A 24,927-nucleotide genomic window follows, 5' to 3' on the forward strand; every position below is an offset into this window, starting at 1 on the left:
GTTGTACAAGATCTAAATTATTAAAGATCCTTTTCGAGCAGTAATTCAGTCGAAACTATTTTAGAAACCGCTTGGGATGCTGACACTCAGTCCAGTAAGCAATAATGGCGGCTAGTTGCGTTTTCCAGGCTTCGAAGGTCACTTTCTTCTCGAACATGCCTTGTATAGTCAACTCATATGCCTCTTCGATCAACGAATCGATAACTGGGTGTGTCATGAAAATGAATGGAATGCATTTTCGACGCAGTTGTGAGTCTTTGTCAATTTGCTGGCGAAGTTCCAGTCCACTCATACCGGGCATACTAATTTCCGAAATGATCAGGAAAGGTAACTGGTGCGTTGTTGTTAAGTAATTGAGAGCGGTTTTACCTTCTGAAAAAACCAAAACAGGGTGTGTTAAATTTAATTCAGCTATAGCCTGTTTAAACATATCGTGGTCATCTTCATCAGCATCGATAAAAATGATGGGGAATTCATCCATACTACTATTCAATTGATGTTTCAGGTAAAAGAAAAGCCCGGTTCAATACCGAGCTTTCAAATCTTTTATATGACTTAACGTTGAGTAAAACGATAACCTATCTATATCTCGGCGACTAAAAAGTCGTTCTGTGTAAGGAAGAAAAACCGTTAATTATCAGTGTACCTAAATTATGCCAAACATCAATCCTCCTACACAAATACCTCACAATCAGACAACTATCCCAAAGCCATCTTTAACGATGCAGCAGCTAAATGCGACTTTTTTACCCAATTTTGTGTGAATAAAAACACATCTTTGTTTTTTGAGTCCTTTATAAGCGGCCAAATAGGGTAATTCTCCAAAATTTACGCCGAGGGAAAAGATACTGTTAAGTAGCTGAGCGAAAAGCTGTTTTTTGTAAAATCCAGGCAATCATCACCACCAGCAGACAGCCAATTACGTTCAGCCACAAAAAAGCGGTCAAATCCAGATACCAGCTCACGATTACCAGAACCTCAGAAATAATTGATGACCAGAACGTAGCCCGGCCTCCAATTGATTTAACATAAAAGGCTACCACAAAAACGCCTAGAATAACCCCATAAAATAGCGAACCCAGAATATTGACCGCTTCGATCATACTCCCTAACCGGTTAGCAAATTGTGCGACGACAATGCAAAACACGCCCCAACCTACGGTTGCCCAACGCGAAACGCGTAAGTAATGCGCATCGTCGGAATCGTTCCTGATCAGTTGCTTATAGATATCGACTACGGTTGTTGAAGCAAGGGAATTATAAGCCGAGGCAATACTCCCCATCGACGCGCTGAAAATAACGGCAATCAGCAGGCCAATCAGGCCATGCGGCAGGTAGTCGAGTACAAACCGTAGAAAAACATAGTTAACATCGTTGATATCGGCCGATGGGTTGTTCTTTTGAATGAGTTTGGTAACGTCCGTTTTAACAAGTTTCAATGCTTCATCTGTTTCCCGCAAAATAATGCCCGCAGCATCTTGCCCAGCCTCATTATCGGCCTGAAGCGCTACCTGCATGTCCTGCACCGCCCGCTGCCGTTGCGTCGTCAGATTCTGATGTTTTATTTCTGCCAGTTGATAGGCCGAAGCATATTGGCTGTTTTTCAGTTTATCAGTTTCCTGCTTGTTAAAAAAAGTTGGCGATGGATTGTATTGGTAAAATACGAACACCAGTACACCCACCAGCAGTATAAGGAACTGCATCGGCACCTTCAGTAAACCGTTCATTAACAGGCCCAGGCGGCTTTGCCCAATGGTCTCGCCCGTTAAGTATCGCCCTACCTGCGACTGATCGGTGCCGAAGTATGACAGTTGCAGGAAGAATCCGCCAATAAGGCCAGACCACAAATTGTAGCGGCTGTTTGGATCAAAATTCAGGTCGATCAGGTTCATACGACCAGCTTCGCCCGCCACATGCAGCGCGTCGACAAAACCAACGCTTTCGGGCAGCATTTTAACGGTTAGATAACCCGCTAACCCCATGGCAAAGGTTACAATGGCCATTTGCTGAAGGTGTGTGTAAGAGATCGCTTTTGTGCCGCCCGTTACGGTATAAATGAGTACAATACCGCCCATTAGCAGATTTGTCCAGTAGATATTCCAGCCCAGAATTGTTGAGAGAATAATGGCCGGAGCATAAATCGACAAGCCCGTCGAGAGGCCGCGCTGTAGTAAAAACAAGCCTGCCGTAAACGTGCGCACACGAGCATCGAAACGATTTTCCAGAAATTCGTAGGCCGTATACACTTTCAACTTGTGGAAAATTGGCACGAACGTTACCGACAGGACAACCATTGCCAGCGGCAAGCCAAAATAGAACTGCACAAAACGCATTCCATCGGTAAAACCCTGCCCCGGTGCCGACAAAAACGTGACCGCACTGGCTTGCGTCGCCATGACCGACAACCCGACATGATACCAGGGTAACGATTGGCCAGCCAGGAGATAATCGTCCATACTTCGGCTGCCACGGCTTCGCCACAGGCCGTAGACCATAATGCCTACCAGTGCCAGAATTAATACACTCCAATCAACAATACTCATGATAACCAGCGCATTAATCCATAAAAAAACAAGATTTCGGCAACCAGGCTACCAATAACAATGGCATAAAGTTGGGTCCATGAACGAGCAAAAGGGGGTAGATCGGTAGGGTCTTCGGGCATACAGGAACGGCTTATGGGACTATAACGGCGAAAATAAGGGAAATCGGTGTAAACTAATTTAAATAGGCTTTACGACTCACTTCCCGATTCGTAAATGGTAACTGACAAAGGGGATTAACGTAAGCGGTGCTGCAATTTTGGTACCAACAATAAAGGGAACATATAAAGCCAGATCAAAGGCATGACGACGGCGATCAAAGCGAACGCCTGCCGATACAACACCCGCAAAATCGACATTCCCACCGCCACCAAGCAACACAAAATTCTCACTGATGAACGTCAGTTTCGGGCTAACTTTTCGTACTAGCCCAAATGTGCCCACAACGTTTCGGGACAATTCTCCATTTGATACACTCCACCCTAACCCGTAGGTTGTGTTATTTCGTCGATCTCCGGTCGTTACTATGCCCTGCACATAGCCAATACCGACGAGTGAATTACTATTGCCATTAAAAAGTCCACCATCACGCAGCCCTATATACTGGGCATTAACACCCAGGCGAACCCGACTGCTGACCGGCAATGAAACTTTTGTTGAGAGGTTGAATAGCGCCGTTGGTACAAATGAAAAAAATGAGGCATTTACGCTCCAGTTATCAGAAATGCCATACTCAAACTGACTGATATACAAGGCATAATTTCGAAAATACAGTTTATTCTTTTCGGCCGAAAAAGCCGTTGGTGCGAACCGCATGGTTTGCGGAAACAGGTTGGGATAAACGTCACCTTCTGCTTGTGCACCTTCCTGTTCTATTCGAACAATCTGATCTGTTTTCAATCGAACTTCTCCCAGGTTGTTGGTCCGGATAACGGCCTCTACACTGTCCTGACGAACCAACTCACCCCGTAGTTGCGTACCATCTTTCAGCACAATAGTGTAGGTACGCTTCGCCGGAGCGGGTTGTTTTTGGGGTTGGTAATAGTCGTTCTGGGCTTTAGTTACGATGGCTAACAGGACAAGAAGGAGAGTAATTATGTGTTTCATAAATTCGGTGGGTTTGCTGTTATTTCGCACGAATAACAAACAAGGCAAAAAACATACCCAATTACAATCATACAACAAATACCTCTTTTTGCGATTGACGAACACATCAACCCGTACCAATTAGTATGTCAGGTAGTTAACTCAAATACTTTCCAGGCTCTTTTACAGATCAATAATCATTTGCCACCGATACCCACGCTATACCCGAGGTAGGGCAAAATACGAACCTGTTTACCATTCCACTGGTCCGTATTTCTATAAATCAGGCCATAAAATCCCAGGTCAAAGGCATGACGACGGCGATCTAATCGGAAGGCAAAGGACGTGGAAACGCGTTCGGATCCATCATCATAGATATACTGGTTGGTGCCCAAATTGATTCGATTGTCGCTAATGAGCGTTAGATAGGGAGACACTTTCTGCATAATACCCAGTGTTAGAAACGACTGATTTGGAATATGCACATCCACATAGGCTGGCGATGACGGTGGGTATACACCTGAATACACATAGTACCGTTGTTTCCCCCGATCAGTCAAGCCAAACCCAAGCGTAACATTCCGCTGATTACTACCGATGGACGTTAATAGCTGGTAAGTCAATGGACCCCGTTTGGAACTGGTGTTGGCATATCGATCCAGATATTTTACATTCAGGCCCACCCTGAAACGGTTGCCAAGCGGTACGCTCAGTTTTGTAAAGAGTTGAGAATTGTTTGGCAGAAATCCATTTAACGCATAAAAGTTAACCAGGGCTACATAGGTAATTGGCGTGATAAAACTGGCCCCTACGCTCCAGTTTCGCGTAATTCCGTAGCCAAACTCATTAAGTACCACGAGTGTGTTCCGGTAATAAAACCGACCTTTATCGGGGGTAAAAGCCGTTTGCCCTGTCAGTAACCAGGCCGGAAACGGATTCTGGAAGGTAGTCCCATCAGCACTATATCCATCAGACGAGGCCGCACTACGAACCGTATCTACCCGAACGAGTAATTCCGGCTCAAAATACGTTAGTTGACCGTTACTCTTACGGACGGTAATCATCGTACTGTCGCGCCGTACAAAGGTGCCATTAAGTTGCGTACCATCTTTCAGCACAAACACGGTCCCGTTTGACTGATCCAACTGCGCCGGAGTATCAGGACGGTTTGCCGAAATTGACAGGACCTGATCGGCTTCTACGTAGGACATGTCGCCATTAGGTTTTCGGACGGTGATGATGGAGCTATCCTGCTGAATAACACGGCCCCGCAACGTTGTTCCATCACGCATGAGCAGGTACAAATGGGTACGTTGAGTATCCTGTGGCGTAATTTTCATGAGTTGCGCCCACAAAATAGTTGGGGCAAGCAATAGGAAAAGAAGAACTGTTTTCATGGTCGAGGGTGTTAAAATTTATAGAAGCAATATTGAAATTTCCATCATGTATACGGTTACAAACCGGCAATTATTTTTCCAGCATATAGCCCAGACCTCCGATTTTCCGTTAGGGTTGGAAATTGAACGAGCCGAAGGTATTTATCTTTTTGAACAGGCCGGTCCCGAACACGCTGAGCCGAAGTCCTACATGGATCTCATCTCAGGAATTGGCGTGAGTAATGTTGGCCATCGACACCCGCGCGTCCTGGAAGCCATTCATAATCAGCTGGATAGATACCTACACCTGATGGTGTATGGCGAATTTGTGCAAACGTCCCAAACACAATTGGCGCAGGCACTGGCGGCAACGCTTCCGGCTACTCTCGATACAGTTTATTTTACCAACTCGGGTACCGAAGCGGTGGAGGGAGCCATGAAACTAGCCAAACGCTTCACGGGTCGCACCGAGATCATTAGTTGCTTCAATGCCTATCATGGTTCTACCCAGGGGGCACTGTCGCTGTCGGGCGATGAGAATTTCAAACGAAATTACCGTCCGCTCCTACCCGATATCCGACATATTCGCTTTGGCAATGTACCCGACCTTGAGCTGATCAGCCATCGAACAGCTGCCGTTGTGATGGAAGTTATTGGGGGCGAAGCAGGGGTTCGCGTACCAGATGCTGCCTATTTACAGGCCGTCCGCCAACGATGTACCGACACGGGCACATTGTTGATCTTTGATGAAATCCAGACGGGTTTCGGTCGGACGGGTACGTTCTGGGCCTTTGAGGGTTTCGGGCCGGTAGTGCCTGATGTACTCCTTTGCGCTAAAGGAATGGGGGGCGGTATGCCGATCGGTGCCTTTATAAGTTCGGCAGAAATTATGAGTGTATTCAGGAACAACCCGATTCTGGGGCACATCACCACATTTGGCGGGCACCCGGTTTCGTGTGCCTCCTCGCTGGCAACGTTGCAGATTATTCGGGACGAAAAGTTACATGAACAAGCCGAAGCTAAAGGTCAATTGATCAGGCAGTTGCTAAAGCACCCCGCGATTCGGGAAGTGCGGGGCAAGGGGCTGATGCTGGCGGTAGAATTTGAGTCGTTTGAGGTACTGAAACCCGTCATTGACCGGGCAATAGACCGGGGTGTAATTACCGACTGGTTTCTGTTTTGCAACAACTCGATGCGCCTTGCGCCACCGCTTATTATTACGGAAGCCCAAATTCGGGAAGCCTGCGCTGTGATTCTGGCCGCTATTGACGTCTGATCAGGGAAACATCACCGTTAGGGTACCCACCAGCAGGGCTATTCCGAATAGTATCAATAGGCCAATCAGCGCGGTTTTCAGAATGCTGCCCGGCTTCTTGGATGGTTGGTTTGTCATTGTGTTCATGCGTTTTTGTTGAAAGCAGTGTTAAGTATTCTGCCATTTACCCCCAACTCCCTGAAGGACGGTCGGCCGCTGCCGGGCGTAAGTTGAGAATAGTCAAGCTTACGCCCGGCAGCGGCCGACCGTCCTTCAGGGAGTTGGGGGTAAATGGCAGAATACTTAACACGATATATAATCTAAATCAAGTTGCTCTAGTGTGTACAACGATTTATAACGGAATGTTTCCGTGTTTTTTCTTCGGAAGCGTTGCTACTTTGTTTTCCAGCATGGTAAACGCACGGATGAGCTTCTGGCGGGTTTGATCAGGCATGATGACCTCGTCGATATAGCCTCGGTTTGCTGCCCGATAGGGATTAGCGAACTTCTCGGTATATTCCAGCACTTTCTCCTGCAACTTCGCCTGTGGGTCTTCGGCTTCGGCAATTTCGCGTTTGAAGATGATCTCGGCGGCTCCACTGGCGCCCATAACGGCAATTTCTGCCGATGGCCAGGCATAGTTCATGTCGGCACCAATATGTTTCGAGTTCATAACATCATAGGCACCACCATAGGCTTTACGGGTGATAACCGTTACGCGGGGTACGGTGGCTTCGCAGAAGGCAAACAGTAATTTTGCGCCATTCGTAATAATCCCGTTCCATTCCTGATCGGTGCCAGGCAGGAAACCGGGCACATCTTCGAGTACTAGCAAGGGCACGTTGAAACAGTCGCAGAACCGCACAAACCGGGCAGCTTTGGTGCTGGCATGAATATCGAGCACCCCCGCCAGAACAGCAGGCTGATTGCCCACTACCCCAATGCTGCGACCACCGATACGAGCGAAACCGACCACAATATTCTCGGCAAAATTCCGGTGTACTTCCATGAAGCTGCCGCCATCAACCAGTTCATCGATTACCTCCCGCATGTCGTAAGGCTGATTGGGATTAGCCGGTATAATGTTGTTTAGACCCGGTCTTGACTCGTCGGCTGGCTCATAGGCAAGCATCGGCGGTTCATCTTCGCAATTCTGCGGGATATAACTCAGCACCTGTTTAAGGCTTTGAATGCAGGCCAGTTCGTTCTCGCAGGAAAAATGCGTCACCCCGGATTTCGAGCTGTGTGTGCTGGCTCCGCCTAATTCTTCGGCCGTCACATTTTCATGCGTAACTGTCTTCACTACATTTGGGCCGGTCACGAACATATAGCTCGTATTCTCGACCATAAAAATAAGGTCGGTAATTGCCGGGCTATACACAGCACCACCCGCGCAGGGGCCCATAACGGCCGACAGTTGCGGAATCACGCCCGATGCCCGTGTGTTACGGTAAAATATATCGGCATAGCCTGCCAGCGACAGAACCCCTTCCTGAATCCGGGCGCCCCCTGAATCATTAAGGCCAATTAAGGGAGCCCCGTTTTGCAGAGCTAGATCCATCAATTTACAGATTTTTTCGGCGTGGGTTTCTGACAAAGCGCCCCCAAACACCGTAAAATCCTGGGCAAAAACATAAGTCAAGCGCCCGTTTACAGTACCATATCCAGTTACAACGCCATCGCCAAGATAATGCTCTTTGTCCATCCCGAAATCACGGGTACGGTGCATGACAAACTTGCCAATTTCCTCAAAAGAGCCTTCGTCCATCAGCAAAGCGATTCGCTCACGAGCCGTTAATTTGCCTTTTTTATGTTGAGCATCAATACGCTTCTGACCGCCACCCAGTTCGGCTTCAGTATTTTTCTGGGCCAAAACGTCGGCTTTGGACAGTTTAGGAACAACGGTCTCCGTGGACTCTGAAAGGGTTGTAGCAGGCATATGGTTGGTCATAGGTAAACAAGTAGGGACAAAGTTAATTTATCTTACGGATTCCAACGGTTTTGACGTGTTTTGTGTCCTGAAATTTATTAAACCTAATTAAAGGATGCAGCGACTTCTCCGTTTACTTACTCTCCCGATCATCTTGGGGCTGCTCGACAGTTGCGGGCGTCCTTATGCACCGAATCCGCCTACTACAGGCGACACATACCGCCCCGTTTATGCCGCCTATTCTGACGTTCGTTCGATTCAGACGCTTGGGCCACAACCCATTAAAAACGCAGGCAAGATTTATCGCAAAGACGATTACCTGTTCATCAACGACCGGGGAAGTGGTATTCATATTCTGGATAACCGTATTCCTGAAAAGCCGGTTAAGCTGGCCTTCATAGCCATTCTGGGCAATCAGGAACTAGCCATTAAAGACAGTATTCTCTATGCCGACAACATTACGGATCTGGTGGCCCTGAATATTGCCAACCCGTTGAATGTGCGGCTTGTCAAACGAATTGAAAACGCATTTGAGTATTCCGCTTTCCCGCTGGCAACGAATGTACGATTTGAGTGCGCTGATCGTAGCCGGGGGGTAGTCGTTCGTTGGGAAAAGATCGCCGTCGAAAATCCACAATGTTATCGTTAACGTTACTCTACACCTATGAACTCACTTCTCCGCTTTCTCCCCCTACTCTTCCTGCTGGCATCCTGCGATAAAGGCAGCAGCAGCGATGCCCCTTCGCCCGGTTCAGGCACTGGCGGCTCTACCGCCCGGTTCACCGTAAGTGGCAATACGCTTTACACGGTCAGCAATACCGCGTTGCAGACCTATGATATTTCACAAAGCAGCAATCCTAAAACAGGGAGTAAGGTACCCCTCGGCTTTGGCGTCGAAACGATTTTCCCTTACCGAAACACCCTGTTTATCGGCACGCAGACCGGGATGCATATTTACGACATCAACCAACCTGCCACCCCCAGATCAGTGGGTATCTATACCCATATTTTGAGTTGCGACCCCGTGGTAGCGCAGGGCAACTACGCTTATGTCACCCTGCGCAGCGGAACCAATTGCCGGGCTCAGGCGGTGAATATTAATAGCCTCGATGTTATTGAGATCAGTAATCTGGCCTCGCCCAAACTTATAAGGAGTTACCCCATGATAAATCCGCATGGTCTCGGTGTCGACAGTACGTTGCTGTTCGTTGGAGAGGGCGACTACGGTTTGCGGGTTATGGATATTAGCGATCCCACCAATGTGCGCGAAGTGCAGTATTTCTATGAGACGAAGACCTATGATGTCATTCCAGCTAAAAAATTGTTGATCGTTACCGGCCCCGACGGAATTTACCAGTACAGCTATGCCGATTTGAAACAGTTGAAACTGCTCAGTAAAATTCCGGTTGAACTATGAAACCATTCAGCCTTCTTTTTTTGCTGGGGTTGTTCTTGGCACTCAGCCAGTCGGCAAGGTCACAACAAACCAGCTCATTCTCAATATCTGATAGTAAAGTAGAACGAAATTCGAGTTGGGTAGTCAAATTTGCTCCGCTGAGCCTGTTGGATCCCAGCAACACGATTCAGTTTGGGCTGGAGCGTTTTATGGGTTCTCATCAGTCCCTTCAGATTGAAGCCGGTTACGGTCGGCAGAGCATGAACTTATGGCAAACCTCACAAGAATCCCGCTACAGCAACACTGAAAACTGGCGCGGGCGGGCGGAGTGGCGATATTACTGGAAAGGCGGCCCACTTGGCTCCTATCTGGCTATCGAAGGGCTTTATAAACAGGTAACGGCTTACGAAAACGGAACCGTTGGCATTGGCTGCGAAACAGGCCAATGTCAGTATTATCAGCGATTTTCATCCCCCATTGCCAAACGCGTCTGGGCTGGTCACTTAAAGTTTGGGCGTCAGTTTCCACTTTCGCCCAACAATCGACTGGTGGCCGATTTTTACGGGGGCCTTGGCGTCCGCTGGAACTCTGTCGACCGTACTATTCAGCCCGACAGCTATTACTATTATCAGGCCAGAGGATATACTCTGTTTGACCCATTTTCATACACACCCTACCCGCGCATAAGTATTTCCTATGGCATAAAGTTTGGCTATGCGTTTTAGCTTACGTTTGTGACGTTTTCAATCGAATGGCAGGGTGAATACGTTTGTCAGGCTAAAAATTGGCTTTCTTTGTAAAAAACTGCGAACGACTTCCGCTTGAAAGCCTATTCCATTTCTTTTCTTTTTTTACTGATATGCCCGGTTCTGACGGTTGCGCAATCACCAGGGGGACAGCGTATCTTTTCGTTTCTGGATTTGCCAACTCATGCGCGCGTGGCGGCTCTTGGCGGACAGATTGCCACGGCTACCAGCCCGGGTGGAGCTTATCATCTGAACAATCCCGCCCTTGCCGACTCTACGGCTCCCAATCTTTTGTCCATCAGCTTAATGCCTTATCTGGCAGCGGCCAAATACATTACCGTCCAATATGGATTGCCCGTAAAATCCAACGATGCCGACCGGCATACTGGCTGGGCCATTGGTTTGCAATATTTGAGTTATGGCCAGTTCAGCATGACCGACCCAACTGGAAATACACTGGGTACATTTTCGGCCAATGATTACGCACTTAGCCTGACGCACTCGCGAACAGAAGGAAATTTCACCCTAGGCGCTACAATTAAAGCGGTTGGGTCTTCCATTGAAATGTACTCGGCCTTTGGCATACTAGCCGATTTAGGTGGGGTATGGCGGCATCCAAACCGCAACCTGACCTTCGGATTAGTGGCTAAAAATGTGGGTTACCTCGTTAAAAACTATGGTCCCACAGATGCCAATCTCCCCTTCGATTTACAGGCGGGCATTACCATAAAACCCCAACACGCCCCCATTCGCCTAACAGTAACGGCTCATCATCTTCAACGGTTCGACATTAGTTATAACGACCCGAATCTGAATATTCGGTATGATCTGAGTGGCAACCCCATTCCACAAACAACCAGCGTAACCGAAAAAATAGCCCGCCATCTGAGTATTGGCGCCGAATTGCTCCTTAGTCCAAACGTTAATTTACTGGTGGGATACAATCACCAGAAACGGGCCGAGGGTACGCTAACGACTGGCGGTGGTGGCGCGGGAATTTCGTTTGGGGCTTCGGTGCAGGCCAAAGGCTTTCAATTGACGTATGGTCGGTTTACAACTGTTCCCACGGCGGGAACAAGCCAGTTGTCACTGCGAATTGATTTGGAACGGTTGTTGAAATGATGAATCAACGAGTTAGCCACGTTAGATTTTTATACCCATTGAGCCATTTTCCTATTTCCTGTGTTTATTTACCACGGGGTGCCCAACTTACTCCGTTTTTTCAATGACCCAATCACTCAAAGACCTTACCCCACGGCAAATTGTTGCCGAGTTAGACCAGTACATTATTGGCCAGCACGACGCAAAGCGTAATGTGGCCATTGCCCTGCGCAATCGCTGGCGCCGGATGAACAGCTCCGCTGATATGCAGCGCGAAATTACTCCGAATAATATCCTGATGATTGGCGCTACCGGCGTAGGCAAAACAGAAATTGCCCGGCGGCTAGCAAAAATTGCCGATGCGCCCTTTATCAAAGTCGAAGCTTCGAAATTTACCGAAGTTGGCTACGTTGGCCGTGATGTTGAAAGCATGATTCGTGATCTTGTCGAGCAGTCGGTAAATATGGTGCGGGCAGCTAAAAAAGAAGCCGTACAGGCCAAAGCCCATCAACTGGCTGAAGATGCAATTCTGGATATATTGATACCGCCCGTTAAGCCCGCCAATGGGCATGTGGGATTCGAAAACGAAAAAGCCGATCGAGCTCACGGCGACTCCGACTCCGAACTGAACGAACGCACCCGCGAACGTTTCCGCGAAAAAATCCGCTCTGGCGAGATGGACGACCGCAAAATCGACATCGACGTTCAGCAGAGTCAGGCGCCAAACATCGGCATTATGGGCGGGGCAGTAGACGATCTCTCTATGATGAATATTCAGGAGATGATTGGCGGCATGATGCCTAAACGGGGCAAAAAACGTAAAGTAAGCATTGCCGAAGCACGTAAAATCTTGCTCGATGAAGAAGCAGCCAAGCTCATCGACATGGACGAAGTCAAGGAAGAAGCTATTCGAAAAGCCGAAGACGCGGGTATTATTTTCATCGACGAAATAGACAAAGTCGCTTCGGCTCGTTCGGGCAATGGTGGTGGCGGTCCTGATGTGAGCCGCGAGGGCGTTCAGCGGGATTTACTCCCGATTGTAGAAGGTAGTGCGGTCAATACCAAATACGGCGTAATCCATACCGACCATATTCTGTTCATTGCCGCCGGTGCTTTCCATGTGGCAAAACCCAGCGATCTGATTCCCGAATTACAGGGACGTTTCCCGATTCGGGTGGAGTTACAGAGCCTCTCAGAAGATGATTTCTACCAGATTCTGAAAGAGCCCAAAAACGCCCTGACCAAGCAATACGAAGCCATGTTAAAAGTTGAGGATGTTGGCTTGACCTTTCAGGATGACGCCCTGCGCGAACTGGCCCGGATTGCCTTCGAGGTGAACAGCGACGTTGAGAATATCGGCGCACGCCGGTTGCAAACAGTCTTGAGTCACCTGATGAATGACTTCATGTTCGACATTCCCGATGTTATCGGGGCCAACGCACATGTCGTAGTCACAAAAGAACTTGTTTACGAAAAGCTGAACGGCCTGGTCAAAAACCGGGATTTGAGCCAGTTTATTTTGTAATGTAACGCGGACATCCTGTCCGCCTGGCCGCAGTCTGAAAAGACTATTTAACCAGGCGGACAGGATGTCCGCGTTACATCAATCCAACCACCTGCTCAATGGCCCGATCAATATCGGCCCGCTTTCGGTCGGGGGAGTCGAAGCGGTTGAAAGGCCGAAGGTCAAGTACAAAGGTTTCTTCAATTGTTTCCTCGTCCACAGGCGTATAGAGTTTATAAGCCGTCACTTTCACCGGAATTAGTCCATGCCGGGTCTTGAAGCTGGTCAATAAAAAAGCCAAAAGTGCTTCGACTTCATCTACCGAAACGCCCTCGGCAGCTACGAACCTGACTTCTGCCTGATTCCGGTCGACAAGCGTTTGCTCTTCAGGCGCAAAATGCCCTTCGCAGCTTGAAAACGTTCGCACTAGCCCCGTTTTGTTCAGGGCAGTCACCAATGGGCGAATTTTAGGTTCCAGATCGTCCATCAGGGTTCGCCGTCAAGTAGTGCTATCTCATCGGCCTCATTCATTTTCCGCCGATACACCTGTTTAGAATTTCGCCAGAACCAGCCCAGATAAGCCACCGCTACTAACGCCAGCATACCCGACACGGCAAACGAAGTATCAATACCAGCTTCACCAGCCATGTGATTGTGCAGCCAACCTGAGGCCAGGGCTCCTAAACCAATACCCGCTTCAAGGGCAATATACATGGTCGCCATAGCGCGTCCGCGTGTTTTTTCGTCGCTCAGATCGGCGGTCCAGGCTGTCACCGTCGGCGAGTTCATCCCCCACGACATGCCATAAAAAACAGCCGCCGTCCAGAACCAGGTTTGGGAGTCGGTCAGGATCAACATACCCATTGAAATAGCCAGCACAATTGTCGAAATGAATAGAACCGGCACCCGGCCATATCGGTCGGAGGTTCGGCTAAACACCAATCGAACCACCAGCGAAGCTATTGTATATACCGTAAAAAACAACCCGTTGTTGGTAATACCCAAGGGATTACTCAGCTCAGCGATTACGGTCAAAACCACGCCCGACGAGAAGGATTGTAGCAGCAACACGATGAACGGTGGCAGGGCTTGCTTATCAAAGACTTCTGCTTTTTTCAGGCGTAATAGACTAAACCGAAAGGGTTGCGGACTCACCAGCGTCTCAGGCATTTGTAATAAAATTCCGATGGATAACAGAGCAAAAGCCGATGATGTCCAGAACATCACATTCATGGAAAAATCATGAGCAAGCCAGCTACCAATCGCTGGCCCAAGAGACATACCCATTGCCGTAAATAACCCCAGTGTACCCATAGCTTCACCCCGGCGAGTGGCCGGAACAATGTCGGCAACATAGGCCGACGTGGCTGTGGGCTTGGTTCCTGTTGAAAAGCCGTGAATGAGTCGAAGCGTGAGAAAACCACCGACGGTGAGCAGATAGGGATATAGAAACCCGCAAACGAAGCACACAATAGACCCAAAAGCCATGACCGGAACCCGACCCACTGTGTCGGTAATTTTTCCGCTGAAGGGTCGGGATAGCCCCGCCGTAAGTGTAAAGAGGGCTATGATGAATCCGATGTACTCTCTACCCCCCAGCTTTGTGAGGTAGGCGGGCAGTTCAGGAATCATCATCTGAAAACTGGCCGAGAATAGGAAGTTACTAATGCAAAGTAACCAGAACGAAACCGTGTAGAGAGAGGGGCCGCGCGAAGCCCGGCGGGAAAACAATGAGCGAACGTCCAAAATAACTGGATTTGGTTCGCTCAAATTTACGATTCATTTCTGGTAGACCCATACGGTTTTCGAAACCGTACGGGTCTATTTTATCATTTCGGTTCCGGCGTGGAGTTGCCGCCATCGAGCACAAAGCGCCACTGGCCGTTTCGCTGGCGTTTCCATACCGTCATATATACGCCATAGCTAACTGTCCGCTTCACCGAGTCATCTTTTTTGGTCAGCATCCATTGGCCAAAGGTGTAGCCTAACTCGCCCGACTGAGCTGCATCAGCCTTGAGCACCTGCCAGGTCAAAACGGAACCATTGGTGGGCAGACGACTCATCTGCGCCCGGAGGGAATCGAAACCAACTGTGGGAGCAGCCCCATCATTTAGTTTAATAACATCGTCGGCGGCATAGGTTGTAAAAGCCTTCGCCATACCCTGTTTTTCAGACAAAATGCTAAAATTCTGATCGGCTTCGCGAATTTCGTCAATGGATTTCTGGCGTGTTGCTGCGGCCGGATTCATAGCCCGGGGGCTTTCAACACGTGTTCGGCAGGATGAAAATAGAGCAATGCCACACAAAAGAGACAATACGTACTTCATGTTCGGTAGGTGATTCGTATAGTTTTGGCGTAAATTTGCGCAATGAATTATGAATGCTGAATGATGCGTATTTAATTATTTTCCACGTCAATCATCGCGGGTAGGCTAACCCAATCATAATGCAGCCAATAAAATTCATCGTTTATTATGTCTCAAAATTTAAAAATTGCCATCTTCCTCACCGTTTCCATCCTGCTATCGACCTTTACGTTCTATTTCTGGCAGGTATTTAGAAGTCCGAATCTGCTGGTTCAGGACGATGACAAAACGTTTGCCTTGCTGATTCCTAAAGGCTCCACATTTGAGTCGGTTATGGATACGCTCAAAACCCACAAGGTCGTCAATGACGAAACATCCTTCCGATTTCTGGCTAAAATGATGAAGTACCCGGAACTGGTAAAAGAAGGTCGGTATGAAATCAAACCACGCATGGGTAACCGCGAAGCCCTGGTTAAACTGCGAAACGGTAGTCAGGATGCCATGCCTGTTACCTTTAACAGCATGCGGCAGAAAAGTGACCTCATTCAACGGCTGGGCAGTAAGTTTGAGTTTGGGTCCGATGCCCTTGGCAAGCTCCTCAACGACCCGGCCACCTGTCAGAAATTCGGGTTCGACACCACGACCATCGTTTGCCTGTTTCTGCCCAATACCTACGAGTTTTTCTGGACTATAAAGCCCGAAGCGTTTCTGGAACGGATGGGTAGCGAATACAAGAAATTCTGGACGCCCGACCGGCAGGCTAAAGCCAAAGCCCTGGGTCTTACGCAAACCCAGGCTCAGGTGCTTGCCTCTATTGTAGCTGCCGAAACCAACAAACGGGATGAGCAGCCCCGTGTGGCGGGTGTTTACCTGAACCGCCTGAAACAGGGCATTAAACTCGAAGCCGACCCAACGGTGATTTTTGCTCTCCGCGATTTTGGTATTCGTCGTCTCCTCAACAAGCAGTTAACCGTCGACTCTCCCTACAATACCTACCGCTATACCGGGTTGCCACCGGGACCGATCAACTTACCGGCTCCAGCTACAATCGACGCCGTCCTGAACGCCGAACAGCACGACTACCTATACTTTGTGGTAAATGCCAGTTTCAATGGCTACCACACCTTCTCGAAAACCCTGACCGAACACCTGGCCAATGCCCGCCTGTATCAGCAGGCCCTCACCCGGATGAAGATCATGAAATAAAAGTAAGTCGGTAAGTCAATTGATTACTACCCACCTATGATCACTTACGACGTTAAAGATATCCGGGTTCGGTATTACGATACCGACCAGATGGGTATTGTTTATTATGGCAACTATGCCCGATTCTATGAAATTGGCCGGGTAGAAGCGTTACGGGATCTTGGCCTGAGCTACAAAGAAATCGAAGAACATGGCATTTCAATGCCGGTTTACGATCTGACTTCCCGGTTCATTCGTCCGGCGAAATACGACGATCTATTGACCATTCGTGTTACGATTCCGCAAATGCCCAAAACACGACTTATGTTCGATTACGAGATTTTTAATCAGGATGGGCAACTCCTGAATGCTGGTCAGACAACACTCGTTTTTGTACGGACAGAGACTGGTCGCCCGTGTGCTGCACCTGTCGAATTGGTTGAAGCCTGCAAACCTTTCTTTGACCAGTAGGTTTAAAAATAAGCATTGATGGCTATAAACGTACCCTTGAGCTGATATCGGCTCCCTATAGGCCATAACCGATAAATTATTAACGAAGCCCGCTATGTTTGACAAGCTACTGAATGTTAAAGCGTTGCGGAATGCCCGTATCTGGCTACAGGGTCATCACCCCTTTAATTCCAGAATTACCTGGTACACGTTTTTACAAAAGATGCTTGCTCAAATTACTGATAATAACACGAGTGAGCGAGCTGCGTCTGTTTCCTATAGCCTTATTCTGGCCGTTTTCCCGACAGTCATATTTTTCTTTACCCTGATTCCCTTTATCACGTTCATTCCGGATCTTGAAGATCAGATAATGGGTTTCTTTCAGCGGCTGCTGCCGGGCGATACGTTTAGTACGGTCGATACAACCATCCGCGATATCATCAACCGCCCCCGCAGTGGTGTACTATCTTTCGGCTTCCTGTTGGCTTTATATTCTGCCACGAGTGGCCTGGTAGCGTTAATGCAAGCCTTTAATTCCTCCTATCACTCAGACGAAAGACGCGGTTTTTTCAAGGTTCGGCTGGTGGCAATTGGTCTGACGTTTACGTTGGCATTCGCGTTGATTCTGGCCGTTGTTGTGTTGATTATTGGCGGCATTATCAGCGATTATCTGCTCCATTTTGGATTGCTCAACAATGTCATTTTCATTAATCTTCTGGCTATCGGACGCTATCTGGTTGTCTTCGCCGTTTTTGTCGGCGCGGTTTCGGTTATCTATCGGTATGGGCCGGATGTCAAAATGAAGTGGGTCTTTATTACGCCTGGTTCTGTAACGGCTTCGTTGCTGATTGTGCTGACAACATTGGGGTTTTCGTTTTACGTTTCCAATTTTGGTTCGTATAACAAAGTATACGGATCAATTGGCACGCTCATTGCTCTGATGATCTGGATAAACCTGATCGCACTACTCCTTATTTTGGGTTTTGAAATGAATGTGGCGCTCTATAATCTCGAAGGTGAAAAAAATCCGAGCGTTGCCGAAAAAACAACAAACGCCACCCCGGAGATTTGAGATGACGTTTGCAAAACCTAACCCATAAATGTAAAGGCACAATTTCAGGCTAGCAAACTAGTTTGGCAGACCCGAAATGTGTTCTCTTAACACGGGGCAAAAAACGCGCCAACTCTCTATTTCAAACGAATCATTCATCACCTTTTTACCGTTTGATCAAAATACAGCCAGAGGTAGTAACAAATAGTTTTTACTTTGTGAATTCAATTAACTGGCTTTAGTTAGCCAGCACAGCAAGTATCAACTAAATACCATTTATCTTTTTTATGTTTTCTGTCACCGGACAGTTAAACCCTCTGCCGATGAGCCCTTACCTCAATCGGATTAAACCTTGGGTAAGTGTCATTTGTACCAACTATAATCAACTGGCTTATCTTGAGCAGGCTCTACAATCGGTTATTGATCAGGATTATCCGAATGTTGAATTAATTGTCATTGATAACGGTAGCACCGACGGTTCTGTCGAGCGTATTTTAAGTTTCAACCAGCGTAATCCCACGATTCGGTTCATTCGCAATCTTGCTAATCTGGGGTTGAATCGAGCGTTTAATCAGGGATTGGCTCTTGCCGAGGGCCGCTATATAATTGACCTTGCAGCCGACGATATACTCCTTCCGGGGCGAATCAGTAAACAGGTTGCCTTGTTTGAGCAATTGGCAGGTCCATATGCTGTCGTATTTTCTAATGCGGCTTATATCGATACAACTGGTCGGGAATTTAGGCAGCATTACGATGTTGATGAGCAGGGCCACGCCCGCGCCCGAATTCCATCGGGCAATGTTTTTCAGAAAATACTGGAGTCGTATTTTATTTGCACACCAACCATGATGATGCGTCGGGATGTGTTGAACGAACTTGGTGGCTACGACGAAACCCTGGCTTATGAAGATTTTGACTTCTGGGTCCGTTCAGCCCGACTTTACCATTACGCTTATCTGGACGAAGTGCTAACGCTGAAACGCCAATGCCCCGGTTCACTGTCAACCCAGGTGGCATTACCCGATAATAATTTACTTCGATCAACATTAGCAGTTTGTAAAAAAGCGTTTGAGCGGTGTACTACTCCCGACGAGTACAGCGCTTTAGCCGGGCGCATTCGTACATTTATCCGCAAAGCTTTTTATGCTGAACAGTTTGATTTAGCACTACAGTTTGGCGATCTACTTCGTCATATCGAGCAACCGGGCCTTTCCAGCTTCCTTATTCTGGAATTAAGTCGGCTACATTTTCCAGTCAATGGAATTTACAGGAAGTATCTGCAATGGTGTCCGGCAGGTCAGTCAGCGAAACTGGTTTAGGCCGTTTTTGGTTACTAGTTTATGGTAAACTTGAGGCTGAATTCGCAGAATAATTGCATAGACTCACCGTAAACCAAACCTGTAATCTTTTACTATGGCCGCCGAATTCATTAAACTGTATCCTAAAAACCCAGATCCGCGTCGAATTGAGCATGTTGTTAATGCCCTCCGCGATGGGGCAGTCATTATTTACCCAACCGATACGATTTATGGGATGGGCTGTGATATTCATAACACCCGTGCTGTGGAGCGTGTAGCCCGAATTAAGGGTATTAAGCCGGCAAAGAACGATTTTTCTTTTATCTGCTACGATCTGAGCCACATTGCCGATTATGCCAGAGTCAGTAATCAGGCATTTAAAGTGATGAAAAGTTTGTTGCCCGGCCCGTTTACGTTTATTCTACAAACAACCGGAAACGTGCCTAAATTACTGAATACCAATAAAAAAACAGTTGGTATTCGGATACCCGATAATGATATACCCCGACAGATTGTGCATGTACTGGGGAACCCGATCATTACTACCTCTATTCGCGATGAAGACGAAATCATCGAGTATTCGACCGATCCGGAATTGATTTTTGAGAAGTTCCAAAACCAGGTCGATATTGTTATCGATGGTGGGTATGGCGGCAATATCCCGTCTACGATTGTTGACGCTACTGACGACGATTTTTCGATCATACGTCAAGGCCTAGGGGAATTAGTCCTTTGAAAGCTTAGGAATTGGTACTATACTTGCACCCTGGGGTTAGCATTCCTTCTCTATGGAATCTGACCCTTTTTTTGTGAATTTTTTAGTACTCAACTTGGTCTATATGCGCTTATCTTTAGCCGCACTACCTGTGCTGGCTCTTTGCCAGCTAACTGGCTGCTCAACTCAATCGAAACAGGAAGATTCGTCGAAAGTCGGTAAAACGACCGTCGAAACATCAGCTAAAAATCAAGTAACTTCCGCAGCCACTGCTGATTCTTCCGAAAAACCGGCCGCCGTTGCAACATCTTCTGAGACGAACAAAAACGCTGTATCAACGGGCGATTCCACACTTGATTCGCTGACTTACGCTCCTACCGGTGCACTTTTGCCTAAACACCGCATATTCGCCTATTACGGTAATCCGCACTCCAAGAAAATGGGGGTATTGGGTAAGTATCCGAAAGAGGAGATGCTGAATCGGTTAGATAAAGAAATTGAGAACTGGCAAAAAGCAGATCCGGCCACCCCTATTCAGCCTGCCCTGCACCTGGTAGCCATTTCAGCACAGGGATTACCCGGTAAAGATGGCGGTTATCGTATGCGCATGTCCGATAAAACCATCAAGAAAGTACTGAAGTGGGGTAATGAACACAAAGCCATTGTATTTCTGGACATTCAGCGGGGTCATGCACCACTGGGACCTGAAATGGAATTCATGAAAAAGTACCTTAAACTACCCTTCGTTCACCTGGGTATCGATCCCGAATTCTCTATGGTGACGGGTGCGAAACCAGGCTCTAAAATTGGCTCATATGATGCTGCTGATGTTAATCAGGCCGTGCAGTTTCTGAGCCGTGTCGTGAAGGAGAACAATCTACCTCCTAAGCTGCTGGTCGTTCATCGCTTTACTCAGGGAATGATCAAGAACTATAAAAACATTAAACTCGATCCGAATGTCCAAATCATTATGGATATGGATGGCTGGGGACCACCGGTACTCAAAAAAGATTCTTACAAAGCGTATATCCAGAAAGAACCCGTCCAATACACCGGCTTCAAACTGTTTTACGACAATGATTTCCGCAAGCCCGGTTCCCGCATTATGACTCCTGCCGAAGTACTGGCACTGGACCCAAAACCAATGTACATTCAGTATCAGTAATTAGATAATGAAAAGTTAACAATGAAGAGTGAATAATGAATAATAGATAATGCTTATAATCAGATACTTATTCATTATTCACTCTTCATTGTTAACTTTTCATTATCTAATTAATCAATCGCCCTACCCGACTCCAGCGGATTTTGTGCCAGATATCGGCAGGTACAGGGTCGAGTGACATCCACACAAAAACAGCTTTTCCCACAATATGGTCTTCCGGCACGAAGCCCCAATAGCGTGAGTCCTCCGAATTATGACGATTATCGCCCATCATGAAGTAATAGTCCAGCTTAAAGGTATAGTTCGCTATTGATTGTCCATCTATTCGAATGCTGGTCGGCGTTAATTCTACCTTTTTGTTATCTTCATATCGCTCAATAAGAGGACCATACAAAGCAATTGTTTGTTTGTTAATTGGGATAGTTGTGCCTTTCTTAGGCACATTCAGCGGGCCAAAATTATCCTGATTCCAATTGTATGCAGAGCTTCCGTAGATACGGGCATCGGGTTGACCAGCTTGATCAGCTATAGGGTCAATGCCTTTGATCCAATCAAAACTCCGGAATTTATTGATTACATCCAGCGTCGTATTCACTCGATAGCCAACCAGAAACGACGTTTTGGTTGAGTCATTATACGCTTCCAGAGGCTGCCAGTTAATAAACGGACCTTCTTCCGATTTAAAGTCATTAACGATATCGTATTTACGAAAAAATCGTTCATCGAGTACCTCGGTCGTTTTAATGAAGTAGCTGGTTTCTGATCGGGTCGGCACAGGCAGAACCTTACCGTTTATATACACCTGCTCCTGCCGGATTTCCAGAACATCTCCTGGAATACCAATGCATCGTTTAATGAAATTGGTCTTTAAATCGGTTGGATACGCCGGTTCATTTGGCTTTGCGGGTGGGTAATTGAATACAACAACATCGCCATTTTTCACATGCGTAAAACCGGGTAGCCGAAATGAAGGCAATTGAATAGCCGTACTATAAGACGGAATGTTTGTACCCCAAATTTTCTGATGTGTAAGGGGCACCTGCAATGGTGTTTTAGGGGTGCGAATGCCATAATGAAGCTTACTGACGAACAGAAAATCGCCTACCATCAAGCTATTTTCCATAGAGGGCGTGGGAATTGCATACGCTTCAACGGTCAGGAAACGGATAAGCGTTGCGGCTATTACGGCAAAGAAAATAGAATCGAGCCATTCCCGCAGGGGCGATTTTCTGGGTTTTAACGGCTTCCTGGCCGTCAAAGTTTTCTTCCTGAACATAGTATAAACCGATAAGAATGATATAAATAGTTCATCATGATCTCAAGATGCCTACCTAACAAAGGGAAATATATGTAGCACTATCTAAAGTGACAGTCTATTTTACAGAAACGGTCTTATACGTTGCTGAATAGTATGCTTGACCTACTGAACTACTAGTATGTATATCTATTTTCTATCAGACAATCAGCAGTTAATTTTCTACTCTTAACAAAAGGTGTCTGCTTAAAACCTCTCCTTCTTTCCGGTCTAAAAGCTGTACGATGTGATATCCGAAATCAGTTTTGAATGGTTTAGAAAATTGATTAACCCGCATTCCGCTAACCATTTCATTAAAAGCAGAAACAAACTGATCAGGCTTTTGCCATCCCAAATTACCACCAACAGCATAAGTGCCATAATCCTGAGAATATCGTCTGGCTAGTTTATCAAACGATTGCCCAGCTTTTAATCGTTTATAAATCAATCCAACTTGCCGCTTAGCCGTCAAGTCAGTGTAATGAACTTTATTATTTGTTGCAGGATTTTGCTGGTTAGGCTCGAATTGGCTTGGTGATTGTATTCGTAGTCTACAACCGAGGCCATCAAGAGATCCGAAGACGAATAGAACTAGGCAAACTAAAGGGAAAGCGTACAATTTCATGGCATATTGAATTTTGTAGGGTGACCCGCAAAAAGAGTAATTGGTTGGAAATCATATAATCACATTCATTTACCTACTATTGACTATTGAACACAAAAAAAAGCCCAGTCTATAATGACGGGGCCCTTTTACTAAATCAAACTTGATTAACTACCGATTCTCAACCAGAGCTTTGAACTCTTCAACCGAAACCTCCTGCGTCACGATCGTTAATTGAGTCTTAGCGTACTCAATTACTTTGTCGTCATACACCCGGTTAAACGTACTTGTATAATTCTGACCGTTGTTCTTCTCGTCCATCAAGTAGTTACGGGCAATGCGATCGATGGTTTTATTCATCTCGTCATCTTCATTACCCATGAAGCCAAATTGCTCCTGAACCATCAAACGGGTCACGGCCAATACGTCGTCGAACTCAACGTTGATGTCAGCTTTCTCGGCAATTTTATTTTTGATGAGTTGCAGTTTAACCGACTTTGTGAAGTCATCATATTGCTCATCAATTTGCTCAGGCGTGTACTTGCCTTCGTTCACTTCCAGCAACCAGTTTTTCAAAAACTCGTCGGGCAGCAAAATTGGCGTGTTGTCGATCAGTGTTTTTTCGATATCTAAACGCAGCAATTGAGCTGACTCCCGACCGTAATTACCTTTGATGATTTCGGCTACTTTAACACGGAATTGCGCTTCATCAGAAACAGCGCCAACACCAAGTACTTTATCAAAAAACTCCTGATTCAGTTCAGCGGGTTCGTGGCGGGTTATGTCATCCACTTCAAACGTAAACTCACCGGTTAATTCGGCAGCTTCTTCTTTCTTGACGCCGGTTGCATTGGCACGGGCTTTCTCATCGGGGAACGCCTGCTCCAGTACAAACGTAACAACATCACCTTTTTTCTTGCCAACAAACTGACCTTTGGCGTCTTCAGCCATCTGGTTCGTCGGGAACGCGGTTTTGGCCGTAAACTCGCCCTCAACCTGCTTCAACTCACCATAAATCGTATCGCCATCGTTCACTTCTTCGCCATGTCCATGCGTATGGAAGCGCTGTTGAAGATCGGCAATGGTCGAGTTGATTTCAGTTTCACCAGCTTCAATTTCGTATTGCGTAACGCTTGGCAGATCACTGAAGTCGATATCGAACTCCGATGCCAGACCCAGCGTATAGCTGAATGCAAAATCAGATTGGTTGTCCCAGTCAATAGCTTCAGCCGAATCGCGATCTGGAACAGGATCACCTACAACCTGAAGTTTGTTTTCGCGGATATATTGACTGACCGTTTTGCTCAACATAGCGTTGATCTCATCAACCAGAATGCTCTTACCGTACATTTTCTGCACGAGCGATGCCGGTACATGACCAGGCCGGAACCCTTTCAGCTGAACCTTACGGCCATAATCTTTCAGTTTCTTATCAACTTCTGGCTTATAGTCAGCCGGGGTTAGGATAATTTTCAGCGAGGCATTCGTATCGCTGGCTTTTTCTAAGGTAATATCCACGTTTGTATCGGTTTAAAAACAAAAAGCGAAAGAGTGAAAGAATAAAAGAGTGAATTGTTACAGACAACGCTCTTTCGCTCTTTCACTCTTTCGCTTATTAAACTTCTGTACGGGCGGAGGGACTCGAACCCCCATGCCTCACGGCACCAGATCCTAAGTCTGGCACGTCTACCAATTTCGCCACGCCCGCAAATGTTGGCCCGAACAAGTAGAATTGTTCGCTGAATGCTGTCTCTCTTTCGACTAGTTGCCGAAGTGTTTCAGATAATTCAGGGTGCAAAAGTACAAAAAGATTTTACTATTGCAAGCATATTTTCATAAGGATTTATTTTTAGTGATTATTCCATCCATTATCGCTTAATAATTTGTTAACTTGTAGTAAGAGTACAACCTACAGGCCATTA

24 protein-coding genes and 1 tRNA gene are annotated in these 24,927 nt (G+C 46.9%); 12 read left to right on the plus strand and 13 right to left on the minus strand.

Translation table 11 applies throughout. The features are described 5' to 3' along the window. Positions 1 to 55: 55 nt before the first annotated feature. The 4 genes from CWM47_RS19655 to CWM47_RS19670 form a co-directional block, all read right to left on the minus strand. Entirely contained in the window at positions 56 to 481 is a 426-nt protein-coding gene (locus CWM47_RS19655) for a response regulator (protein WP_100989914.1), read from the minus strand. A gap of 370 nt (positions 482 to 851) precedes the next feature. Then, positions 852 to 2,543: a sodium:solute symporter gene (locus CWM47_RS19660; RefSeq protein WP_100989915.1), complete on the minus strand. Its 1,692-nt coding sequence runs from the start codon at positions 2,541 to 2,543 to the stop codon at positions 852 to 854. Between the two features lie 198 nt (positions 2,544 to 2,741). Continuing rightward, positions 2,742 to 3,650 (minus strand): hypothetical protein, encoded by a 909-nt coding sequence (locus CWM47_RS19665; protein ID WP_100989916.1) that lies wholly within the window; start codon positions 3,648 to 3,650, stop codon positions 2,742 to 2,744. Between the two features lie 176 nt (positions 3,651 to 3,826). Next, positions 3,827 to 5,026, minus strand: coding sequence for a hypothetical protein (locus CWM47_RS19670; protein ID WP_100989917.1), 1,200 nt, complete (start codon positions 5,024 to 5,026; stop codon positions 3,827 to 3,829). A 46-nt stretch (positions 5,027 to 5,072) separates the two neighbouring features. Here CWM47_RS19670 and CWM47_RS19675 point away from each other — a divergent pair, with 46 nt between their 5' ends. Continuing rightward, positions 5,073 to 6,281 (plus strand): aspartate aminotransferase family protein, encoded by a 1,209-nt coding sequence (locus CWM47_RS19675; protein WP_100993960.1) that lies wholly within the window; start codon positions 5,073 to 5,075, stop codon positions 6,279 to 6,281. On the opposite strand, the gene CWM47_RS39805 is transcribed toward CWM47_RS19675, so the two are convergent. Together CWM47_RS39805 and CWM47_RS19680 are read right to left on the minus strand one after the other, a co-directional pair. Continuing rightward, positions 6,282 to 6,407: a hypothetical protein gene (locus CWM47_RS39805; RefSeq protein ID WP_262511971.1), complete on the minus strand. Its 126-nt coding sequence runs from the start codon at positions 6,405 to 6,407 to the stop codon at positions 6,282 to 6,284. 205 nt (positions 6,408 to 6,612) lie between these two features. Then, a complete protein-coding gene (locus tag CWM47_RS19680) occupies positions 6,613 to 8,199 on the minus strand; it encodes an acyl-CoA carboxylase subunit beta (protein WP_100993961.1) in 1,587 nt (528 codons plus the stop codon). A gap of 106 nt (positions 8,200 to 8,305) precedes the next feature. On the opposite strand from CWM47_RS19680, the gene CWM47_RS19685 reads away from it, so the two are divergent. The 5 genes from CWM47_RS19685 (at position 8,306) to hslU (ending at position 12,958) form a co-directional block, all read left to right on the plus strand. Beyond that, positions 8,306 to 8,839: an LVIVD repeat-containing protein gene (locus CWM47_RS19685; protein ID WP_100989918.1), complete on the plus strand. Its 534-nt coding sequence runs from the start codon at positions 8,306 to 8,308 to the stop codon at positions 8,837 to 8,839. A 15-nt stretch (positions 8,840 to 8,854) separates the two neighbouring features. Then, entirely contained in the window at positions 8,855 to 9,607 is a 753-nt protein-coding gene (locus CWM47_RS19690) for an LVIVD repeat-containing protein (RefSeq protein WP_100989919.1), read from the plus strand. Continuing rightward, positions 9,604 to 10,311 carry a hypothetical protein gene (locus tag CWM47_RS19695; protein ID WP_100989920.1) on the plus strand — a complete coding sequence of 236 codons (708 nt, stop codon included), beginning with the start codon at positions 9,604 to 9,606 and terminating at the stop codon, positions 10,309 to 10,311. Before CWM47_RS19690 ends, CWM47_RS19695 begins: the two co-directional genes overlap by 4 nt. 96 nt (positions 10,312 to 10,407) lie before the next feature. Then, a complete protein-coding gene (gene porQ / locus CWM47_RS19700; protein ID WP_100989921.1) occupies positions 10,408 to 11,454 on the plus strand; it encodes a type IX secretion system protein PorQ in 1,047 nt (348 codons plus the stop codon). Positions 11,455 to 11,557: 103 nt separating this feature from the next. After that, a complete protein-coding gene (gene hslU / locus CWM47_RS19705; RefSeq protein ID WP_100989922.1) occupies positions 11,558 to 12,958 on the plus strand; it encodes an ATP-dependent protease ATPase subunit HslU in 1,401 nt (466 codons plus the stop codon). A gap of 73 nt (positions 12,959 to 13,031) precedes the next feature. Here hslU and CWM47_RS19710 read toward each other — a convergent pair whose 3' ends face one another. The 3 genes from CWM47_RS19710 to CWM47_RS19720 all read right to left on the minus strand — a co-directional run bounded on the left by CWM47_RS19710 (position 13,032) and on the right by CWM47_RS19720 (position 15,264). After that, entirely contained in the window at positions 13,032 to 13,424 is a 393-nt protein-coding gene (locus CWM47_RS19710; protein ID WP_100989923.1) for a hypothetical protein, read from the minus strand. Next, positions 13,424 to 14,683 (minus strand): MFS transporter, encoded by a 1,260-nt coding sequence (locus CWM47_RS19715; protein ID WP_100993962.1) that lies wholly within the window; start codon positions 14,681 to 14,683, stop codon positions 13,424 to 13,426. Before CWM47_RS19715 ends, CWM47_RS19710 begins: the two co-directional genes overlap by 1 nt. An 83-nt stretch (positions 14,684 to 14,766) precedes the next feature. Further along, complete coding sequence (locus tag CWM47_RS19720; protein ID WP_240625351.1) at positions 14,767 to 15,264, minus strand: YybH family protein; 498 nt, start codon at positions 15,262 to 15,264, stop codon at positions 14,767 to 14,769. Between the two features lie 147 nt (positions 15,265 to 15,411). Here CWM47_RS19720 and mltG point away from each other — a divergent pair, with 147 nt between their 5' ends. From mltG to CWM47_RS19750, 6 genes are all read left to right on the plus strand, one after another. Further along, positions 15,412 to 16,449: an endolytic transglycosylase MltG gene (mltG, locus tag CWM47_RS19725; RefSeq protein WP_100989925.1), complete on the plus strand. Its 1,038-nt coding sequence runs from the start codon at positions 15,412 to 15,414 to the stop codon at positions 16,447 to 16,449. 36 nt (positions 16,450 to 16,485) lie between these two features. Then, positions 16,486 to 16,899, plus strand: coding sequence for an acyl-CoA thioesterase (locus tag CWM47_RS19730; RefSeq protein WP_100989926.1), 414 nt, complete (start codon positions 16,486 to 16,488; stop codon positions 16,897 to 16,899). 94 nt (positions 16,900 to 16,993) lie between these two features. Next, entirely contained in the window at positions 16,994 to 17,950 is a 957-nt protein-coding gene (locus CWM47_RS19735) for a YihY/virulence factor BrkB family protein (protein WP_100989927.1), read from the plus strand. A gap of 302 nt (positions 17,951 to 18,252) precedes the next feature. Further along, complete coding sequence (locus CWM47_RS19740; protein WP_100993963.1) at positions 18,253 to 19,248, plus strand: glycosyltransferase; 996 nt, start codon at positions 18,253 to 18,255, stop codon at positions 19,246 to 19,248. Between the two features lie 94 nt (positions 19,249 to 19,342). Beyond that, positions 19,343 to 19,963 (plus strand): L-threonylcarbamoyladenylate synthase, encoded by a 621-nt coding sequence (locus CWM47_RS19745; protein WP_100989928.1) that lies wholly within the window; start codon positions 19,343 to 19,345, stop codon positions 19,961 to 19,963. Between the two features lie 103 nt (positions 19,964 to 20,066). Continuing rightward, on the plus strand, positions 20,067 to 21,107 hold the full coding sequence (locus CWM47_RS19750) for a hypothetical protein (protein ID WP_206170531.1): 1,041 nt from the start codon (positions 20,067 to 20,069) through the stop codon (positions 21,105 to 21,107). Positions 21,108 to 21,213: 106 nt separating this feature from the next. Here CWM47_RS19750 and lepB read toward each other — a convergent pair whose 3' ends face one another. The 4 genes from lepB to CWM47_RS19770 form a co-directional block, all read right to left on the minus strand. After that, on the minus strand, positions 21,214 to 22,383 hold the full coding sequence (lepB, locus tag CWM47_RS19755) for a signal peptidase I (RefSeq protein ID WP_100989929.1): 1,170 nt from the start codon (positions 22,381 to 22,383) through the stop codon (positions 21,214 to 21,216). Positions 22,384 to 22,576: 193 nt separating this feature from the next. Further along, positions 22,577 to 23,026: a peptidylprolyl isomerase gene (locus CWM47_RS19760; protein WP_100989930.1), complete on the minus strand. Its 450-nt coding sequence runs from the start codon at positions 23,024 to 23,026 to the stop codon at positions 22,577 to 22,579. Between the two features lie 150 nt (positions 23,027 to 23,176). After that, on the minus strand, positions 23,177 to 24,523 hold the full coding sequence (gene tig, locus CWM47_RS19765) for a trigger factor (RefSeq protein ID WP_100989931.1): 1,347 nt from the start codon (positions 24,521 to 24,523) through the stop codon (positions 23,177 to 23,179). A gap of 108 nt (positions 24,524 to 24,631) precedes the next feature. Then, positions 24,632 to 24,713: transfer RNA gene (locus tag CWM47_RS19770), tRNA-Leu, on the minus strand. Between the last annotated feature and the right edge of the window lie 214 nt (positions 24,714 to 24,927).

It is taken from the genome of Spirosoma pollinicola, assembly GCF_002831565.1.
Taxonomy (GTDB): Bacteria; Bacteroidota; Bacteroidia; order Cytophagales; family Spirosomataceae; genus Spirosoma; species Spirosoma pollinicola.